Raw genomic sequence first — 15,988 nt, forward strand, 5'->3', positions numbered from 1 at the left:
TTAGCCTTTCAGGAATGCACCGATCCGGGTGCCGTTGGCAATCTCGCGTTGGCCAGCTGCGCAGAACGTGTCGGGCTCGCCCACGACAACGCCGCTTTGCTGGATGTATTTGATTAGGTCGTCCTGCGCGCGCTTACGCGGAATGGCATCGGCCAAATAGCGGATATCGCTTTCTTGATAACCCTTGGCCTTGAGCTCGGCGTCCAGTGATTTCATCTGCGCCTGCGCCTCGGGTCGATTAAACGAAATCGCCCGGCATTCGCCAGCGATTTGCTCAGCCACGGCTGCAGAGAACGCGAAATCGTACAGTTCCGGCGGCAGCTCGGCGCGAAACTCTGCCCGAGAGGCGACAGTGTCGGTCGCAGAGCTGGTTGGCGTTTCGCACGCCGATAATGACATCAGCAATGTCGCACCAACTGTCCCGGATCTGAGAACCTGAACGCCCATCCGTCAATCCGCCCTCAAGTAAACGCCAATGGCGCTGTTTCGTTGAATTTCCTTCTGGCCCAACGTGCAAAACGTGGTGGGGTTTTCATAAGTCACCCCGTTTGAGGCCAGATAAGCCTCACCCTTGGCGCGCATGCGGTCTTTTTCTGCGTCCGACTCGACATAAGACCGGATTTCCCGGTCTGTGTATCCCAAGTCATTCGCTTTGGAGCGCAGCCCCCACATCACACTGATCGCCTTCAGTCGTCGCCCGCTGATCGAGGGGCAGTATTCCGAAATCTCGTTTGCGATGGCGATGTAATAGAGTTCATTGTCGATCTCTTTGACATCCCTCAAGGGCGGTTTTGCCTCTGCTACCGCAGGAACAGCCATCAAGGCAGCCATAGCGATTGTTTTTGCATAGGACATAGGTTTTCCTTTCGTCTTGGAATTTCCAAGACGAAAGGATGCGCGTCTGCTAGGCAATAACGCCCTACGCGCCCTGTCGTGATATGCAAAAACACTGGACATCATGGGCGTTTGCAGGTTCCTGCAAATGTGAGTTGATCATCCGCGATGGTAAGCTGTTGCGGTTCCGTGTCCGGCCCCACTTTCCAATCAATCCGCGACGATCCGAAGTTTTGCACACAGAACTTTGTGCCTTCATGGCGCCCGGCCTCACGCGCGCCATCCAATGACGCAGACACACCTTTGACGACCACAGTAAAGTCGGCGGGCGACTTCTTCTTGTCGACAGCTTTGGCCTTGGTCCGGAACGCCTGACCATCGAACAAAAGCCGGTCCTCGGACGGTCTGATCAATCCGCAGGCGGATACACTGACCAAAGCCAGAACAACAACCAGGGTCTTCGAGATCTTCATACTTTCCCTCATTGCAGTCTTTACCGCCGCCTTGCCGTTAAAACGCCGCCACCAAGGCCATAAGGCCGATTACAAACATGCAGGCCCAGCCCAGCACATACAGCACGGACCGCAGACCGCTGTTCGGCTTGCCGATCCCCCTAAGATGCACCACCAGCATGAGCAAGCGCGCAACCAAAGCAACTGACGCCAGAAGGTTGACCCAGAATGGGCTGACCCCCAACAAAATTGCTGCAACTACAACAGTCAGAAACGCCGGAAGTGTTTCAGTTCCGTTCAGATAGGCCCGGTTCAAACGATAGGCTTGATCACCGTAGTCTTGTTCAGGCGTCGCACCCGGTGCCAATCCCTTGCCCTGCTTGGCCAGCGCAGAAAACGGGGCCAAAAACAGAACCACCAACGTGAAAAACACAACGGATGCTATGGCGTGTGAATATTCAGCAAAGGCTTCCATTCGGTTTACTCCGCTGCCATCGCACCCATGCGGCCCGACTTCTGGGCCTTGATGCGGTCCTCGATCTCTTCCCGGAAGTTGCGGATCAGGCCCTGGATCGGCCAAGCGGCCGCGTCACCCAAGGCACAGATGGTATGGCCTTCGACCTGTTTGGTCACATCAAACAGCATGTCGATCTCTTCCAATTCGGCCTCGCCGCGCACAAGACGGTCCATGACCCGCATCATCCAGCCGGTGCCTTCGCGGCAGGGCGTGCACTGTCCGCAGCTTTCGTGCTTGTAGAATTTCGATAGCCGCCAGATCGCCTTGATGATGTCCGTCGACTTGTCCATTACGATCACCGCAGCCGTACCAAGGCCCGAGCCCAGATCATTGCGCAGGTAATCAAAATCCATGATCGCGTCGCGCATGTTTTCACCGCGCACGCAAGGAACAGAGGACCCACCCGGGATTACCGCCAACAGGTTGTCCCAACCGCCGCGAATGCCGCCGCAATGAGTTTCAATCAGCTCTTCGAATGAGATCGACATGGCCTCTTCGACGACGCACGGGTTGTTCACATGGCCCGAAATCGCAAACAGCTTGGTGCCCGCGTTGTTCTGACGGCCAAAACCTGCGAACCAGTCCGCACCCCGGCGCAGAATGGTCGGCACAACGGCAATTGATTCCACATTGTTCACCGTGGTTGGGCAGCCATAAAGGCCAGCCCCCGCCGGGAACGGAGGTTTCATCCGTGGCATGCCCTTCTTGCCCTCAAGGCTTTCGATCAGGGCGGTTTCCTCGCCGCAAATATATGCGCCTGCCCCGTGATGCAGGAAGATATCGAAATCCCAACCCGAACCAGCGGCGTTCTTGCCTAAAAGACCGGCGTCATAAGCCTCGTCAATCGCGGCCTGCAGCGCCTCGCGCTCGCGGATGTATTCGCCGCGCAGGTAGATATAGCAGGTGTGCGCGTTCATCGCGAAAGAGGCGATCAGACAACCTTCGATCAGCGTATGCGGATCATGGCGCATGATCTCGCGGTCTTTGCAGGTGCCGGGTTCGGATTCATCCGCGTTCACCACCAGATAGGCCGGACGACCGTCGCTTTCCTTTGGCATGAACGACCATTTCAGGCCCGTCGGGAAGCCCGCGCCGCCGCGACCGCGCAGACCTGAGTCCTTCATCGTCTGGATGATCCAGTCGCGGCCCTTTTCGATCAGGCCAGCAGTGCCGTCCCAATGCCCGCGGGCCTGTGCGCCTTTCAGCGTGCGCTCATGCATCCCGTAGATGTTGGTAAAGATCCGGTCCTGATCCTTCAGCATCGCGTGTTACCTTCAGCTGTCCTGACGCATGCGCCAGAGTTGAAAAATGTTGATGCCTGCATAGATGAAACCCGCCAAGGCAGCGAGATCAAACAGCAAGGCGTGCCGGGTGGTCAAACCCAGCGCCGGGCCGATGAACAGGTTCATGGCAAGCCAGATCAGCATGGTCACGGCGATGACCACTCCGATGTGTCGACCCTTGCGGGCTATGGCCTGTTCCTTATCTTTGTCCATCTTTCCCTGATGCCCCGGGTGGGCATCCGCTTAGTCTTCGTAGGTGCCGTCTTCCTTGGCACGTTTGGCGAATTCGGTTTCGTCACCCAGCGCAAGCTTGGCCGCCTGTTCGATCCAGCCGTCGCGTTCGATCCGGCCTTTGAACTTCAGACGTGCATCAACCCAGGTCACATGTTCGGGTGTCCAGGCCGCGATCTGGTCGTAGTGATAGAAACCCAGCTCATTCAGCGTTTCTTCCAGCTTCGGTCCCACACCCTTCAGCAGCTTAAGGTCGTCCGGCAATCCGCCACGCGCCTCGGTCAGCGTTCTGGGCGCGTCTTCTTTGACAGCTTCCGGCTCAGCCTTGGCTTTTGCTTCTTCCGCCTGTTTCACCGCCGGTTTCGCGGGTTCTGGTGCCTTGGGAGGCTTCGCCGCAGCCGAGGCTCCGGCCTGCTTGCCATCCTTGCCCAACCAAGGCGTCAGGATCGGCACTTCGGTGCCGTCGATGCGCTTGACCGTGTCGCCCAGATCCGTCGCCAGCTCAACGCTTGCGTTGTATTGCGGCTTGCCGGCTTCATATTCCGACAGACTGCTCAACCCCTTCAACGGCTCAGCCGCATAGCGCCCGTTCTGTGGTCCGGGTGTCGGTACCTTTCCAGCGGCCAGATCATCGATGATCTGACCAAAACTCTCAGCCGTCAGGTCTTCGTAGTAGTCCTTGCCGATCTGCGCCATCGGCGCATTGGTACAAGAGCCGAGGCATTCGACCTCTTCCCAGCTGAGCTTGCCATCGGAAGACAGCTCATGTGGTTTGGCGGCAATCTTTTCCTTGCAAACTGCAATCAGATCCTCGGCCCCGCAGATCATACAGGAGGTCGTGCCGCACACCTGAATATGCGCCACCGAACCAACCGGTTGTAGTTGGAACATGAAGTAAAAGGACGCAACCTCGAGCACGCGAATGTAGGCCATGCCCAGCATGTCGGCGACGGATTCAATCGCCGGGCGGGACAGCCAGCCCTCCTGCTCCTGCGCGCGCCACAGCAGCGGGATCACCGCGCTGGCCTGACGGCCTTCGGGGTACTTGGTAATCTGCGCTTCGGCCCATTGCTGATTGGCAGCGGTGAAGGCGAAGCTATTGGGTTGTTCGGGATGAAGACGGCGGAGCATTAGCGGTCAATTTCTCCAAATACGACGTCCATGGTGCCGATGATGGCGGCGACGTCGGCCAGTTGGTGGCCTTTGGCAACGTGGTCCATGGCTTGCAGGTGCAGGAAGCCCGGCGCGCGCAGTTTGGCCCTGTAAGGCTTGTTGGTGCCGTCGGCGACCAGATAGACGCCGAACTCGCCCTTGGGGGCCTCGACAGCGGCATAAACCTCGCCTGCGGGGACGTGGAAACCTTCGGTATACAGTTTGAAGTGATGGATCAGGCTTTCCATCGACGTCTTCATGTCCGATCGTTTCGGCGGGGTGATCTTGCCGCGGGCCAGGACGTCTCCGGGGCATTCGCGGATTTTGGCAATGGCCTGACGGATGATCAACAGCGACTGGCGCATCTCTTCCATCCGCACCAGATAGCGGTCATAGCAGTCGCCGTTCTTGCCGACGGGAATTTGGAACTCGAACTCGTCATAGCATTCATAGGGCTGCGCGCGGCGCAAGTCCCATGCCAGACCGGACCCACGGACCATTACGCCTGAAAAGCCGTATTTCTGAATGTCATCTTCGGTCACGACGCCAATATCGGCGTTGCGCTGTTTGAAGATGCGGTTTTCGGTCAGCAGACCATCAATATCATCCAGAACGGCGGGGAACTCGTGGCTCCACGCCTCAATATCGTCCAGCAGTTCGGGCGGCAGATCCTGATGCACACCACCGGGGCGGAAATAGGCGGCGTGCAGGCGGGCACCACAGGCGCGCTCATAAAACACCATCAGCTTTTCGCGCTCTTCGAACCCCCACAGAGGCGGGGTCAGCGCGCCGACGTCCATCGCCTGCGTGGTCACGTTCAGCAGGTGGTTCAGGATGCGCCCGATCTCGGAATACAGAACCCGGATCAGCGAGCCGCGGCGCGGCACCTCAACACCGGTCAGCTTTTCGATGGCCAAGCACCAGGCATGTTCCTGATTCATCGGTGCCACGTAATCCAGACGGTCGAAATACGGCAGATTCTGCAGGTAGGTCCGGCTTTCCATCAGCTTTTCGGTACCACGGTGCAGCAGGCCGATATGCGGATCGCAGCGTTCGACAATCTCGCCGTCCAGCTCTAGCACAAGGCGCAGAACCCCGTGCGCCGCAGGGTGTTGCGGGCCGAAGTTAATGTTGAAGTTGCGGATCTTCTGTTCTCCGCTCAGCGCGTCCGTGCTGCCGTCATCGTATCTTGAGCCGTCCATCAACGCCCTCGTTTCTTCTTCGCTTCGGCCCGAACCCGGACCTTTTCGGCCTCGGCCGCCTTGGCAGCAGCCCCAGCAAGCAAAACTCCAAGCGCCCCGAGCATGATCAGTTCTCCCAACATCTCAGCAACGCTCCATCATCAGTGTCAGCTTTCCTGCTTTTCATCGCCCGGAAGGATGTAATTCGCACCTTCCCACGGGGACATGAAATCGAACTGCCGATATTCCTGAACCAGACTGACCGGTTCGTAGACCACACGCTTTTGCGCCTCGTCATACCGTACTTCGGTATAACCTGTGGTCGGGAAATCCTTGCGCAGCGGATAGCCGCGGAACCCATAGTCTGTCAGGATACGCCGCAGATCCGGGTGACCCGAGAACAGGATGCCGAACATGTCGAACACCTCACGCTCGAACCAGTTGGCCGAGGGGTGAACGTCGACGATGGACGGCACCATGTCTTCCTCGCGGATCGAAACCCGCAGGCGGATACGCTGGTTTTGGTACATCGACAGGAAATGATAGACCACATCAAACCGCTTTGCGCGTTCGGGATAGTCGACACCGGTGATGTCCACCAAAGATGAGAATTGGCAGGACCGGTCGGTTTTCAGGAATTCGACAAATTCCACCAGGTTCGACGGGGCCACATCCACGTTCAGCTCGTCATGGGTCACATCCCAGGACAAAACACAATCTGCCCGCTTCAGCTCCAGCTGTGCACCGAGTTCTTTGAGTGCTTCGCTCATCAACTCTCTCCTCAGCGGACGATGGTGCCGGTACGGCGGATTTTGCGTTGCAGCTGCATCAGGCCATACAGCAGCGCTTCAGCGGTCGGAGGACAACCGGGCACGTAAATGTCCACCGGCACAACACGGTCACAGCCACGCACGACCGAATAAGAATAATGATAGTAGCCACCACCGTTGGCGCAGGAACCCATCGAGATCACATAACGCGGCTCGGGCATCTGGTCGTAAACCTTGCGCAGCGCGGGGGCCATCTTGTTGGTCAGCGTGCCCGCGACGATCATCACGTCCGACTGGCGCGGGGATGCACGCGGCGCGATGCCAAACCGTTCCGCATCGTAGCGCGGCATTGAGGTATGCATCATCTCAACCGCGCAGCAGGCCAGACCAAAGGTCATCCAGTGCAGAGAACCGGTGCGGGCCCAGTTGATAATATCCTCGGTCGAGGTCAGCAGAAACCCTTTGTCCTGCAGTTCCGCGTTCAGGGCCTGAGTGGCAACTTCTTTGTCGACACCGGCGGTGTTTGCACCCGTCATCACTCCCATTCCAGGGCCCCTTTCTTCCATTCATAGGCAAAGCCAATGGTCAGAACGCCCAGGAACACCATCATGGACCAGAAGCCTACATCGCTGATGTCCTTAAAGCCGACGGCCCATGGAAACAGGAAGGCAATTTCCAGATCGAAAATGATGAAGAGAATCGACACCAGATAAAACCGAACGTCGAATTTCATCCGCGCATCGTCGAAGGCATTGAACCCACATTCATATGCGCTGACCTTTTCAGGGTCGGGATTGCGGACGGCCAGTACCACAGCGGCCAGAATCAAGACGATCCCAAGGCCCACGGCAACGGCCAGAAACACCAGAATCGGGAGGTACTCCCGCAGCAGGTCTTCCACGAATAGCTCCTTTCCTGCGCATCTCCCAAAAGGGTGCGCCGTCAATTGGCGTGTTGACTGGACATTCTCTATCCGTGCGGGGTCAGGTGGTCAACCGAACACAATGCCCCACGACATCAAACATGCACTTGACAGCGCGGCATAGAATCGCAGCGCTGGTGTTCAAGAACAAATAAGCAGAGACCGCTTATCCCGTGTTACTCCAGGATGGGCTACGTTTCTCAAAAAACGCCGAAATCCCTTCCTGCGCCTCTTCGGTTTCCCACCGTTCGACCAGCGCATGTATGGTTCGATCGATCACGGCATCGTCAATGCGCGGCCCGAGGCTCTGAACAAGCGCTTTGGCCGAAGCAACAGCCCCTGGTGCGCAGGTCAGATAGGGTCGAATTTCCGTCTCGACAGCAGCTGACAATTGATCCGCCGATACACTTCGCGCCAACAATCCTAGATCTACAGCTTCGGCGGCATCAAACAGACGGGCCGACATAAAAACACGTCGTGCGCGCGCCTCACCCATACGGGCGGTGACGTATGGCCCGATTGTTGCCGGGATCAGACCCAGCCGCGTTTCCGTCAATCCCATCTTCAGGCTGTCGACGCCAATGGCGATGTCGCACACAGCCGCCATCCCGACGCCACCGCCAAAGGCGTTGCCTTGCAATGCCCCGATCAAGGGCTTGGGCATCGTATTCAGGGCTTGCAACATCTCGGCAAGCTTGCGGGCCTCGGTAAAGCGCGTCGCTTTATCCGCTGCCATCTGGTCCTGCATCCAACCCAGATCACCACCAGCACAAAAGCTTTTGCCATGCGCCGCAAGGACAACTACTCGAACATCAGCATCCTGACCCAACTGTCCTGCGGCTTGGGTCAATTCGGTGATCATCAGACCTGACAGGGCATTGTGCTTCTCTGGCCGATTCAGAGTCAGAGTGGCGACACCACGTGAATCGGTCGCAATCGCGAGTGTTTCAAACATGTCAGCCTCTTAGCGCCTTTGCCATCCGTGCAGCTTCTTCAATCACAGCCAGATCCAGCCCCGTCTCGTATCCAAGTCTCTGCAAATGGGCGGCGACGGCTTCGGTCGCCACGTTGCCTTCAGCCCCCGGCGCATAAGGGCAACCGCCCAACCCGCCCACGGCCGCGTCAAACACGCGCACGCCCAGCGCCAGCGCCGCATCGATATTGTCAATTGCACGTCCATTGGTGTCGTGGAAATGCCCCGCCAGCCGCGTTACGGGAACTCTTTCACGCACCGCCAAAAGCATATGAGCGATCTTGTCGGGCGTCCCCTGCCCGATCGTATCGCCTAACGAGACCTCGTAGCAGCCCAGAGCAAACAATTTATCTGCAACCTCGGCCACCTTCTCGGGCGGGGTCGGACCATCGTAGGGGCAATCGGTCACGCAAGAGACGTAACCACGGACCGGCAGGTCGATGTGGCGCGCTGCTTCAAGAATCGACGTAAACCGCTCAATCGATTCCTCGATTGACGCGTTGACATTGGCTTTGGAAAAACCCTCGGAAGCCGAAGCAAACACGGCAATCTCGTCGGCCTTGGCCGCCAGCGCATCCTCATACCCGCGCATATTGGGCGTTAGCGCCGCGTAGCGGATTCCATCCGCGCGGTTGATCCCGGCCAGAACTTGTGCCGACCCGGCCATCTGCGGCACCCATTTTGGGGACACAAAGCTTGCGACTTCAATCCGGCGGAACCCGGCCCGGCTGAGGCAGTCGATCAATGCAACCTTGTCAGCGACCGGTATCTCATTTTTTTCGTTCTGCAGCCCATCGCGCGGCCCTACTTCATAAATCTCGACCTGATCACCCATGTCTGCGCTCCTCCCGGCTTATTCTCATTCCACTACGGATCGCCCGACCGTGCCATGTGCGGCGACGCGGGTACAGATCACTCTTCCTCCAAACGCACCAGCGCTGCCCCGGCCTCGACCTGTATACCCTCTTCGACCAACACCTCGGCCACAACGCCGTCGCGCGCAGCCAGCAGGGAATGCTCCATCTTCATCGCCTCAAGAATGGCCAGGCGATCGCCCTCCTGCACCGCTTGCCCCGCTGTCGCAAAGACCGCTTTGACCAGACCCGGCATCGGCGCCTCGATTACATTGGTATCGCCCGTAGCACTGGTATCCCGATCCAGCGGGTCGATCAGATCAAAACTGCGGCCATAGTCCGAGAACACGGTGAGGGTCGACCCACTTACAGAAACGTCTGGCATCGGCGCACCGTTCAATGTCCAGCGATCCAAGGTCCGCTCGGCCAAGACGCGATCCTCTCCCATTTGCCAAATCTGACGATCCGGTCCGTCGACTTGCACATCCAGATCCAAGGTTTCGCCCTCAGCGGAGAGTTGCACGGCGCGATGTAACGGAGCCCAAAGACAGAACCCGGTTTCAGGTGCGACATTCACCAGCTCCAAAGCTGTCATCGCCGCAGCAACAACTGCCTCGACTGAAGGTTCTGGTTCCTGAACCAATGTCTCAAGGTCCCGCCCGATCAAACCCGTATCCACATCGCCCGAGGCAAACCCCGCATGACGGGTCAACGCCCCCAAGAAGGCAAGGTTTGTTACAGTACCCGCCACTTCGGTCTGCTGTAACACACGGTGCAACGTCTCAAGTGCGACAGAGCGGGTCGGCCCTTGCACAACCACCTTGGCAATCATCGGGTCATACCAGGGACTAATCGTATCCCCTGCCCGCACGCCACTGTCAGCGCGGCAATTGGCAGGGAAATCCAGATGCGTCAGCGTACCCGTCGCAGGCAGGAACCCTTTCGGGACGTCTTCGGCATAAAGCCGTGCCTCGAACGCATGGCCCTGAATAGAAAGGTCTTCCTGTTGCTTCGGCAGGGACTCGCCCGCCGCGACGCGTAGTTGCCATTCGACAAGATCAACACCGGTGATCGCTTCGGTCACAGGGTGTTCCACCTGCAGGCGTGTGTTCATCTCCATGAACCAGAACCTGTCCGGGCGCAGGCCGTCCGAGGCGTCCACGATGAATTCAACCGTGCCCGCGCCTTTGTATCCAATCGCCTCGGCAGCACGCACGCCCGCCTGCCCCATCGCCTCGCGCATTTCAGGCGTCATGCCGGGGGCCGGAGCCTCTTCGATCACCTTCTGATGTCGCCTCTGCAGAGAGCAATCGCGTTCAAACAAATGCACCGCATGGGTGCCGTCACCAAAAACCTGCACCTCGATATGGCGCGGTTTGGCGACGAATTTCTCGACCAATACTGCGTCGTTGCCGAACGCTGTCCTTGCCTCGCCCCGGGCGCTGTCCAAAGCAGACGCGAAATCCTCGGGCCGCTCGACAAGACGCATCCCCTTGCCGCCACCGCCTGCCACGGCTTTGATCAGAACGGGATACCCGATGGTATCCGCTGCGCCCGCCAAGTGTTCAGGGTCCTGATTGTCACCGTGATAGCCCGGAACCACCGGAACACCGGCTTGCTCCATCAGAACCTTGGCCGCATCTTTCAGACCCATCTTGCGGATCGCATCCGCTGACGGACCAATGAATGTCAGCCCTGCGGCCTCGACCGCATCCACGAAATCCGGGTTTTCGGACAGAAACCCATAGCCGGGATGGATCGCCTGCGCACCCGTATCCAACGCGGCCTGAATGATCACATCGCTTTTCAGATAACTCTCAGCCGGGGCCGCACCGCCGATTTGCACGGCCTGATCCGCCATCTGCACATGCTTGGCCGCGGCGTCCGCGTCCGAATACACCGCAACGCAGGAAACGCCCATCTTCTGAGCGGTTTCCATCACGCGGCAGGCGATCTCTCCCCGGTTGGCAATCAGGATTTTGTTGAACATCTTTTTCACCCTTCCAAGGCCAAGTCTTTCACCAGTCGAAACCGTTCGCACACGAGTTTCATCTCGGGATCAAACCCACCGTTTCGTTGGAAATAGCGACGATGATGGTCTTGCCATTCTTCGAGCGTTTCAGTCTCACCTTCCGCCAAAGCGAAATCCTCGGTCACATCGCAGTACCGCTGAATTGAAACATCCTGGGTTTCGATGACCAATGCCGGTGTATCGTCCCAGTTCAGCGCAATATCGCAGCGACCCGGCTTGGGCATTTCTAAGCTGCCTTCAGGATAGTTACTCAGCGCGTCGCAGGTCGCTGTTTTGCGGCCACTGCGAACCAATGCCAACAGTTCAGCGCTCAGCGCTGCGTTGTCGCCAAATTTGAATGTCTGAGCGCCGGGATAGCGGGCCGTAAGGGTTTTCAAGCTCACGCTCATCTTACATCCTGAACACGCCGAAACGTGTCTCCTCAATAGGTGCGTTCAGCGCCGCACTCAGCGACAGGGCCAGTACGTCGCGCGACTTGCGCGGATCGATGATGCCGTCATCCCAGAGCCGCGCCGAGGCGTAGAGCGGGTGCGATTGTTCTTCGAACATCTCCAGCGTTGGGCGTTTGAACTCGGCCTCTTCTTCGGCCGACCATGTGCCGCCTTGCCGTTCGATCCCGTCACGTTTGACTGTGGCCAAAACCCCTGCCGCCTGCTCACCGCCCATCACGGAAATGCGCGAGTTCGGCCATGTCCACAAGAACCTTGGCTGATAGGCCCGACCGGCCATGCCATAGTTCCCAGCCCCGAACGAGCCGCCCACCAGCATGGTAATCTTGGGTACCGAGGTCGTCGCCACCGCCGTTACCATCTTGGCCCCGTGCCGGGCGATGCCTTCGTTTTCGTATTTCCGTCCCACCATGAAGCCGGTGATGTTCTGCAGGAACACGATCGGCGTCTGTCGCTGCGAACACAGCTCCACAAAATGCGCGCCCTTCTGAGCGGCCTCGGAAAACAACACACCATTGTTGGCAATTATGCCGACCGGGCAGCCTTTGACATGGGCGAACCCGGTTACCAACGTGTCGCCAAAGCGCGGTTTGAACTCATCGAACCGAGAGCCATCAACCAGCCTCGCAATGACCTCGCGGATGTCGTAGGGCGTGCGCAGATCGGCGGGGACGACGCCAAGAATCTCTTCGGGGTCGTAAGCAGGCTCTTCAGGGGATTCAAACTGTAGGCCGGACTTCAGCCCGGCACCGCCCAACGACGCCACGGCCCGCCGTGCGAGCGCCAGCGCGTGCGCGTCATCCTCGGCCAGGTAATCCGCCACGCCGGACAAGCGGGTGTGGACGTCTCCCCCACCCAGTTCCTCGGCACTGACGACCTCGCCCGTCGCGGCCTTAACCAGAGGTGGCCCAGCCAGAAAAATCGTGCCCTGCTCTTTCACGATGATCGTTACATCAGACATCGCGGGCACATAAGCCCCGCCCGCCGTACACGACCCCATCACCACCGCGATCTGAACGATCCCCTTCGCGCTCATCCGCGCCTGATTGTAGAAAATGCGGCCAAAGTGGTCGCGGTCAGGGAAGACCTCATCCTGATTTGGCAGGTTCGCACCGCCGCTATCGACCAGATAGATGCAGGGCAGATGATTTTCCTCGGCAATCTCTTGCGCGCGCAGGTGTTTCTTCACCGACAGCGGGTAATACGTGCCGCCCTTTACAGTGGCGTCGTTGCAGACCACCATGACCTCACGCCCCTGCACCTGGCCGATGCCGGCGATCACCCCAGCACAAGGTGCGGCATCGCCATACATCCCATGTGCCGCAGTCGCGCCGATTTCCAGAAACGGAGAGCCCGCATCCAACAGGTTCGCCACCCTGCGTCTGGGGAGCATCTTGCCCCGTGATTCATGCCGCGCGCGGGATTTCTCACCGCCGCCCATCCTGGCCGCTTCGGCAGCAGTTGAGATTTGTGCCAGCGCATCGAGATGGGCCGCGCGGTTTGCCTTGAAGCCTTCAGAGGCGGGCATGGCTTTTGATGTGAGTTTCATTGTCGATTACCCTCCAGAAGCCGTTCGGCAATTCGCAAGTCAAGCCACCTCAGAGTAGCATCTAGTAATTTGCATTCGTTTTCAGACATTTCGGCATCGCATTTAGATTGAGAAACGTCGGCTGCCCGCTGCCGCGCCTTTTCATAAGAAGATCGCTTGAAGCCCTTAAGGTTTGGGTTCTCTGGGAGCTCTTCAGAAATTTCAGCACTTCTGAGATGAATGTGATCAATCAAAGTCTCGTGGCAAATGTCTTGGTAAGAATTTTCTTGTTTGTTTGTGCAATAGTCCAATGCCCAAGCAACACAATCCATATCCAGCGCCATCTTTGGAATAGACATTACCGTATTATTGCTAAGCTGTGCGCACCCATCGAACCAATCTTCGACACCGAAGACAGGCTCATGGATCTGACTTGGGTCATCGTCAGTACCGAGTGCTACTGTCGGAAAGACCAGAACATACGAGGCCGACCATAGTAATCTGTTTATGGAGAGAGCCACTCTCACGAACCAATCTCCCCCGCCGCACGCGCCTTCAGTTCCTTCCGGATCACCTTCCCCGTCACCGTCATCGGCAACTCCTCCAGAAACGCCACCTCACGCGGGTAGGAGTAATGCGCCAGACGATCTTTGACCCAATCCTGCAACTCCTGCGCCGACGCCGCAGCCCCCGGTTTCAACACCACATACGCCTTGACGATCTCGGTCCGCAGTGGGTCGGGCTTTCCGACCACGCCTACTGTCGCCACCGCCGGGTGGGTCAGCAGGCAATCCTCGATCTCGGCAGGGCCAATACGGTATCCGGCTGAGGTGATTACGTCGTCGTCGCGACCAACAAAGCGCAGGAACTCACCCTCCCAAACGCCGCGATCTCCGGTGATCAACCAATCGCCCCGGAATTTCTCAGCCGTCGCCTCGGGCCTGTTCCAGTATTCCAGCAGCATTGAAGCCGAGCCGCGCCGGATCGCCACGTCGCCTTCCTCGGTCGTTGGGTTGCTTTTCTCATCGATCACCGCCACCTCATGCCCCGGCACGGGTTTGCCGATGCAACCGGGCTGCACTGGGAAATCCTCGGCGCAAGAGGACACCACCATATTGCATTCGGTCTGGCCGTAGAATTCATTGATCGTCAGACCAAACGCCTTTTGACCCCAGGCCAGCATCTCGGCCCCCAAGGGCTCGCCCCCGGACGCGACCGAGCGCAGGCCGGGAATGCCCTGATCTGCCGCTTTCAGCATTCGCAAGGCCGTGGGCGGAAAAAACACGTTGCGCACTCCGCCGCGCGCAACAATATCGGCGCAGGCTTCGGGCGTGAATTTCTCAAGCCGCGCCGCGACCAAGGGAATACCAAGCGCCAGACCCGGCATCAGCACATCGAACAAACCGCCGATCCATGCCCAATCCGCCGGTGTCCACAGGCAATCGCCCCCACGCAAATGGTTATGGCTGATCGAGACACCCGGCAGATGCCCTGTCAGCACCCGGTGCCCGTGCAAAGCCCCCTTTGGGCTGCCGGTGGTGCCCGAAGTATAGATCAGAACTGCCGGATCATTGGGGCCAGTGTCGGCGAATGGCAAGGATGGACCCGCCTCGCCTATTTCAGATGCGATCAGAGCCTCGGCCAGATCGCCCAGCAATTCAGCGCCCTCGGCATCGGTCAGCACAATTTTGGCACCAGCATCGCCGACCCGCGACCGCAGGGCATCCTGTTTGAACAGTTTGAACAGCGGAACTGAGATCGCCCCGATCTTCCAGATCGCCAGATGAGCTGCAGCGCACCACGGGGACTGGCTGAGCAACACGGCGACGCGATCTCCGGGCTGTACGCGGCGTAACAGCGCGCGGGCAAGATCATCCGCCATCTGATCCAGTTGGCCATAGGTGACATTGCGGGGATCCGAACCAGTCAGATCAACAACCGCCACCTGATCTTTTGCATGGCGCAGGCATTGCTGCGCCATATTGAGCCGATCCGGCAGGTCCCAGCCGCCCCCTGGGCGCAAACCCGGTATGCGCTCAGGGGTTAGCACGGAAAATTCTCCTTATTTTGCTGACACTTCCCTGAATCTCGTCGCCACCAGCTTTCACAGAAACTTGATACAGATCAGAGTGCTCAAGGCTCTGTTCTGCGACGTCAGACGCATCAACAGAACCAAAGGCAATACAATGACCAAAAAGCTCGCCGCATTGACCCTGTCCACCGCGCTGGTTGCGATGGCCGCCCCTGCGTTTGCTCAATCGCAAGGTGACTGGACCGTCGGCGTCGGTGTGGGTTATCTGGACCCGAAATCCGACAACGGCACGATTGCAGGTGCACCTGCCACTATCGACGCAGATACGCGCCCGATCTTCACCGCTGAATACTTTATCCGTGACAATCTGGGTATCGAACTGCTGGCCGCAACCCCGTTCAAACACACAATCGCCTTGGGCGGTGTTGATGCGGCTACGGTCAAGCACCTGCCCCCCACCCTGTCGGTGAACTATCACTTCCCGACCAATAGCGCGTGGAAACCCTATGTTGGTGCCGGCCTGAACTACACCATCTTCTTTGACGAACAGACCGCTCTGGGCGATCTCAAGGTCGATGACTCCTTCGGTGTTTCGCTGCAGGCCGGTCTGGACTACATGGTCAGCGACAATGGCGCGGTCCGTCTGAACGTACGTTGGTTCGACATCGACTCGGACGTTTCGCTGAACGGCACCAATATCGGCACCGCGGAAATCGATCCGTTCCTTGTCGGCGTTTCCTACGTCCATAAGTTCTGATCCTGTCTTTCAAGCGCCCTG

Annotated in this window: 20 protein-coding genes; 1 reads left to right on the plus strand and 19 read right to left on the minus strand. The window is 58.4% G+C overall.

The features are described from left to right. The 19 genes from GOV90_RS11545 to GOV90_RS11630 all read right to left on the minus strand — a co-directional run bounded on the left by GOV90_RS11545 (position 1) and on the right by GOV90_RS11630 (position 15,228). Complete coding sequence (locus tag GOV90_RS11545; RefSeq protein ID WP_171092168.1) at positions 1 to 447, minus strand: DUF5333 family protein; 447 nt, start codon at positions 445 to 447, stop codon at positions 1 to 3. Between the two features lie 3 nt (positions 448 to 450). Continuing rightward, on the minus strand, positions 451 to 855 hold the full coding sequence (locus tag GOV90_RS11550) for a DUF5333 domain-containing protein (protein WP_253284637.1): 405 nt from the start codon (positions 853 to 855) through the stop codon (positions 451 to 453). 101 nt (positions 856 to 956) lie between these two features. After that, positions 957 to 1,307: a hypothetical protein gene (locus GOV90_RS11555; protein ID WP_171092169.1), complete on the minus strand. Its 351-nt coding sequence runs from the start codon at positions 1,305 to 1,307 to the stop codon at positions 957 to 959. A gap of 37 nt (positions 1,308 to 1,344) precedes the next feature. Next, a complete protein-coding gene (locus GOV90_RS11560; RefSeq protein ID WP_171092171.1) occupies positions 1,345 to 1,761 on the minus strand; it encodes an MAPEG family protein in 417 nt (138 codons plus the stop codon). Between the two features lie 5 nt (positions 1,762 to 1,766). Then, positions 1,767 to 3,065: an NADH-quinone oxidoreductase subunit NuoF gene (gene nuoF / locus GOV90_RS11565; RefSeq protein ID WP_171092173.1), complete on the minus strand. Its 1,299-nt coding sequence runs from the start codon at positions 3,063 to 3,065 to the stop codon at positions 1,767 to 1,769. 12 nt (positions 3,066 to 3,077) lie between these two features. Beyond that, positions 3,078 to 3,299, minus strand: coding sequence for a DUF5337 domain-containing protein (locus tag GOV90_RS11570; RefSeq protein WP_171092174.1), 222 nt, complete (start codon positions 3,297 to 3,299; stop codon positions 3,078 to 3,080). Between the two features lie 30 nt (positions 3,300 to 3,329). After that, entirely contained in the window at positions 3,330 to 4,448 is a 1,119-nt protein-coding gene (gene nuoE / locus GOV90_RS11575; protein WP_171092176.1) for an NADH-quinone oxidoreductase subunit NuoE, read from the minus strand. Further along, the gene (locus GOV90_RS11580; RefSeq protein WP_171092178.1) at positions 4,448 to 5,671 is read right to left on the minus strand and encodes an NADH-quinone oxidoreductase subunit D; all 1,224 of its coding nucleotides are present in this window, start codon (positions 5,669 to 5,671) and stop codon (positions 4,448 to 4,450) included. The genes nuoE and GOV90_RS11580 overlap by 1 nt, the downstream gene beginning before the upstream one ends. Next, complete coding sequence (locus GOV90_RS21305) at positions 5,671 to 5,793, minus strand: hypothetical protein (RefSeq protein WP_256367953.1); 123 nt, start codon at positions 5,791 to 5,793, stop codon at positions 5,671 to 5,673. Before GOV90_RS21305 ends, GOV90_RS11580 begins: the two co-directional genes overlap by 1 nt. Before the next feature lie 24 nt (positions 5,794 to 5,817). Then, a complete protein-coding gene (locus tag GOV90_RS11585; RefSeq protein ID WP_171092179.1) occupies positions 5,818 to 6,420 on the minus strand; it encodes an NADH-quinone oxidoreductase subunit C in 603 nt (200 codons plus the stop codon). 11 nt (positions 6,421 to 6,431) lie between these two features. Beyond that, the gene (locus tag GOV90_RS11590; RefSeq protein WP_010442777.1) at positions 6,432 to 6,965 is read right to left on the minus strand and encodes an NADH-quinone oxidoreductase subunit B family protein; all 534 of its coding nucleotides are present in this window, start codon (positions 6,963 to 6,965) and stop codon (positions 6,432 to 6,434) included. After that, positions 6,956 to 7,321: an NADH-quinone oxidoreductase subunit A gene (locus GOV90_RS11595; protein WP_050602775.1), complete on the minus strand. Its 366-nt coding sequence runs from the start codon at positions 7,319 to 7,321 to the stop codon at positions 6,956 to 6,958. The genes GOV90_RS11590 and GOV90_RS11595 overlap by 10 nt, the downstream gene beginning before the upstream one ends. A 187-nt stretch (positions 7,322 to 7,508) precedes the next feature. Further along, positions 7,509 to 8,297, minus strand: coding sequence for a crotonase/enoyl-CoA hydratase family protein (locus GOV90_RS11600; protein WP_171092181.1), 789 nt, complete (start codon positions 8,295 to 8,297; stop codon positions 7,509 to 7,511). 1 nt (position 8,298) lies between these two features. Continuing rightward, a complete protein-coding gene (locus GOV90_RS11605) occupies positions 8,299 to 9,150 on the minus strand; it encodes a hydroxymethylglutaryl-CoA lyase (protein ID WP_171092183.1) in 852 nt (283 codons plus the stop codon). Between the two features lie 77 nt (positions 9,151 to 9,227). Further along, positions 9,228 to 11,159: an acetyl/propionyl/methylcrotonyl-CoA carboxylase subunit alpha gene (locus GOV90_RS11610; protein ID WP_171105707.1), complete on the minus strand. Its 1,932-nt coding sequence runs from the start codon at positions 11,157 to 11,159 to the stop codon at positions 9,228 to 9,230. Positions 11,160 to 11,164: 5 nt separating this feature from the next. Then, the gene (locus GOV90_RS11615) at positions 11,165 to 11,590 is read right to left on the minus strand and encodes an ASCH domain-containing protein (protein ID WP_171092187.1); all 426 of its coding nucleotides are present in this window, start codon (positions 11,588 to 11,590) and stop codon (positions 11,165 to 11,167) included. Between the two features lies 1 nt (position 11,591). Beyond that, the gene (locus tag GOV90_RS11620; RefSeq protein ID WP_171092189.1) at positions 11,592 to 13,199 is read right to left on the minus strand and encodes a carboxyl transferase domain-containing protein; all 1,608 of its coding nucleotides are present in this window, start codon (positions 13,197 to 13,199) and stop codon (positions 11,592 to 11,594) included. Then, positions 13,196 to 13,705 (minus strand): hypothetical protein, encoded by a 510-nt coding sequence (locus GOV90_RS11625; RefSeq protein ID WP_171092192.1) that lies wholly within the window; start codon positions 13,703 to 13,705, stop codon positions 13,196 to 13,198. Before GOV90_RS11625 ends, GOV90_RS11620 begins: the two co-directional genes overlap by 4 nt. Continuing rightward, the gene (locus GOV90_RS11630; RefSeq protein ID WP_371808853.1) at positions 13,702 to 15,228 is read right to left on the minus strand and encodes an AMP-binding protein; all 1,527 of its coding nucleotides are present in this window, start codon (positions 15,226 to 15,228) and stop codon (positions 13,702 to 13,704) included. Before GOV90_RS11630 ends, GOV90_RS11625 begins: the two co-directional genes overlap by 4 nt. A gap of 136 nt (positions 15,229 to 15,364) precedes the next feature. Between GOV90_RS11630 and GOV90_RS11635 the strand changes: the two genes are divergently transcribed. Continuing rightward, a complete protein-coding gene (locus GOV90_RS11635; protein WP_171092194.1) occupies positions 15,365 to 15,967 on the plus strand; it encodes an OmpW family protein in 603 nt (200 codons plus the stop codon). Positions 15,968 to 15,988: the final 21 nt, after the last annotated feature.

Origin of the sequence: Ruegeria sp. HKCCA5929 (genome assembly GCF_013034525.1) — a bacterium.
Taxonomy (GTDB): Bacteria; Pseudomonadota; Alphaproteobacteria; order Rhodobacterales; family Rhodobacteraceae; genus Ruegeria.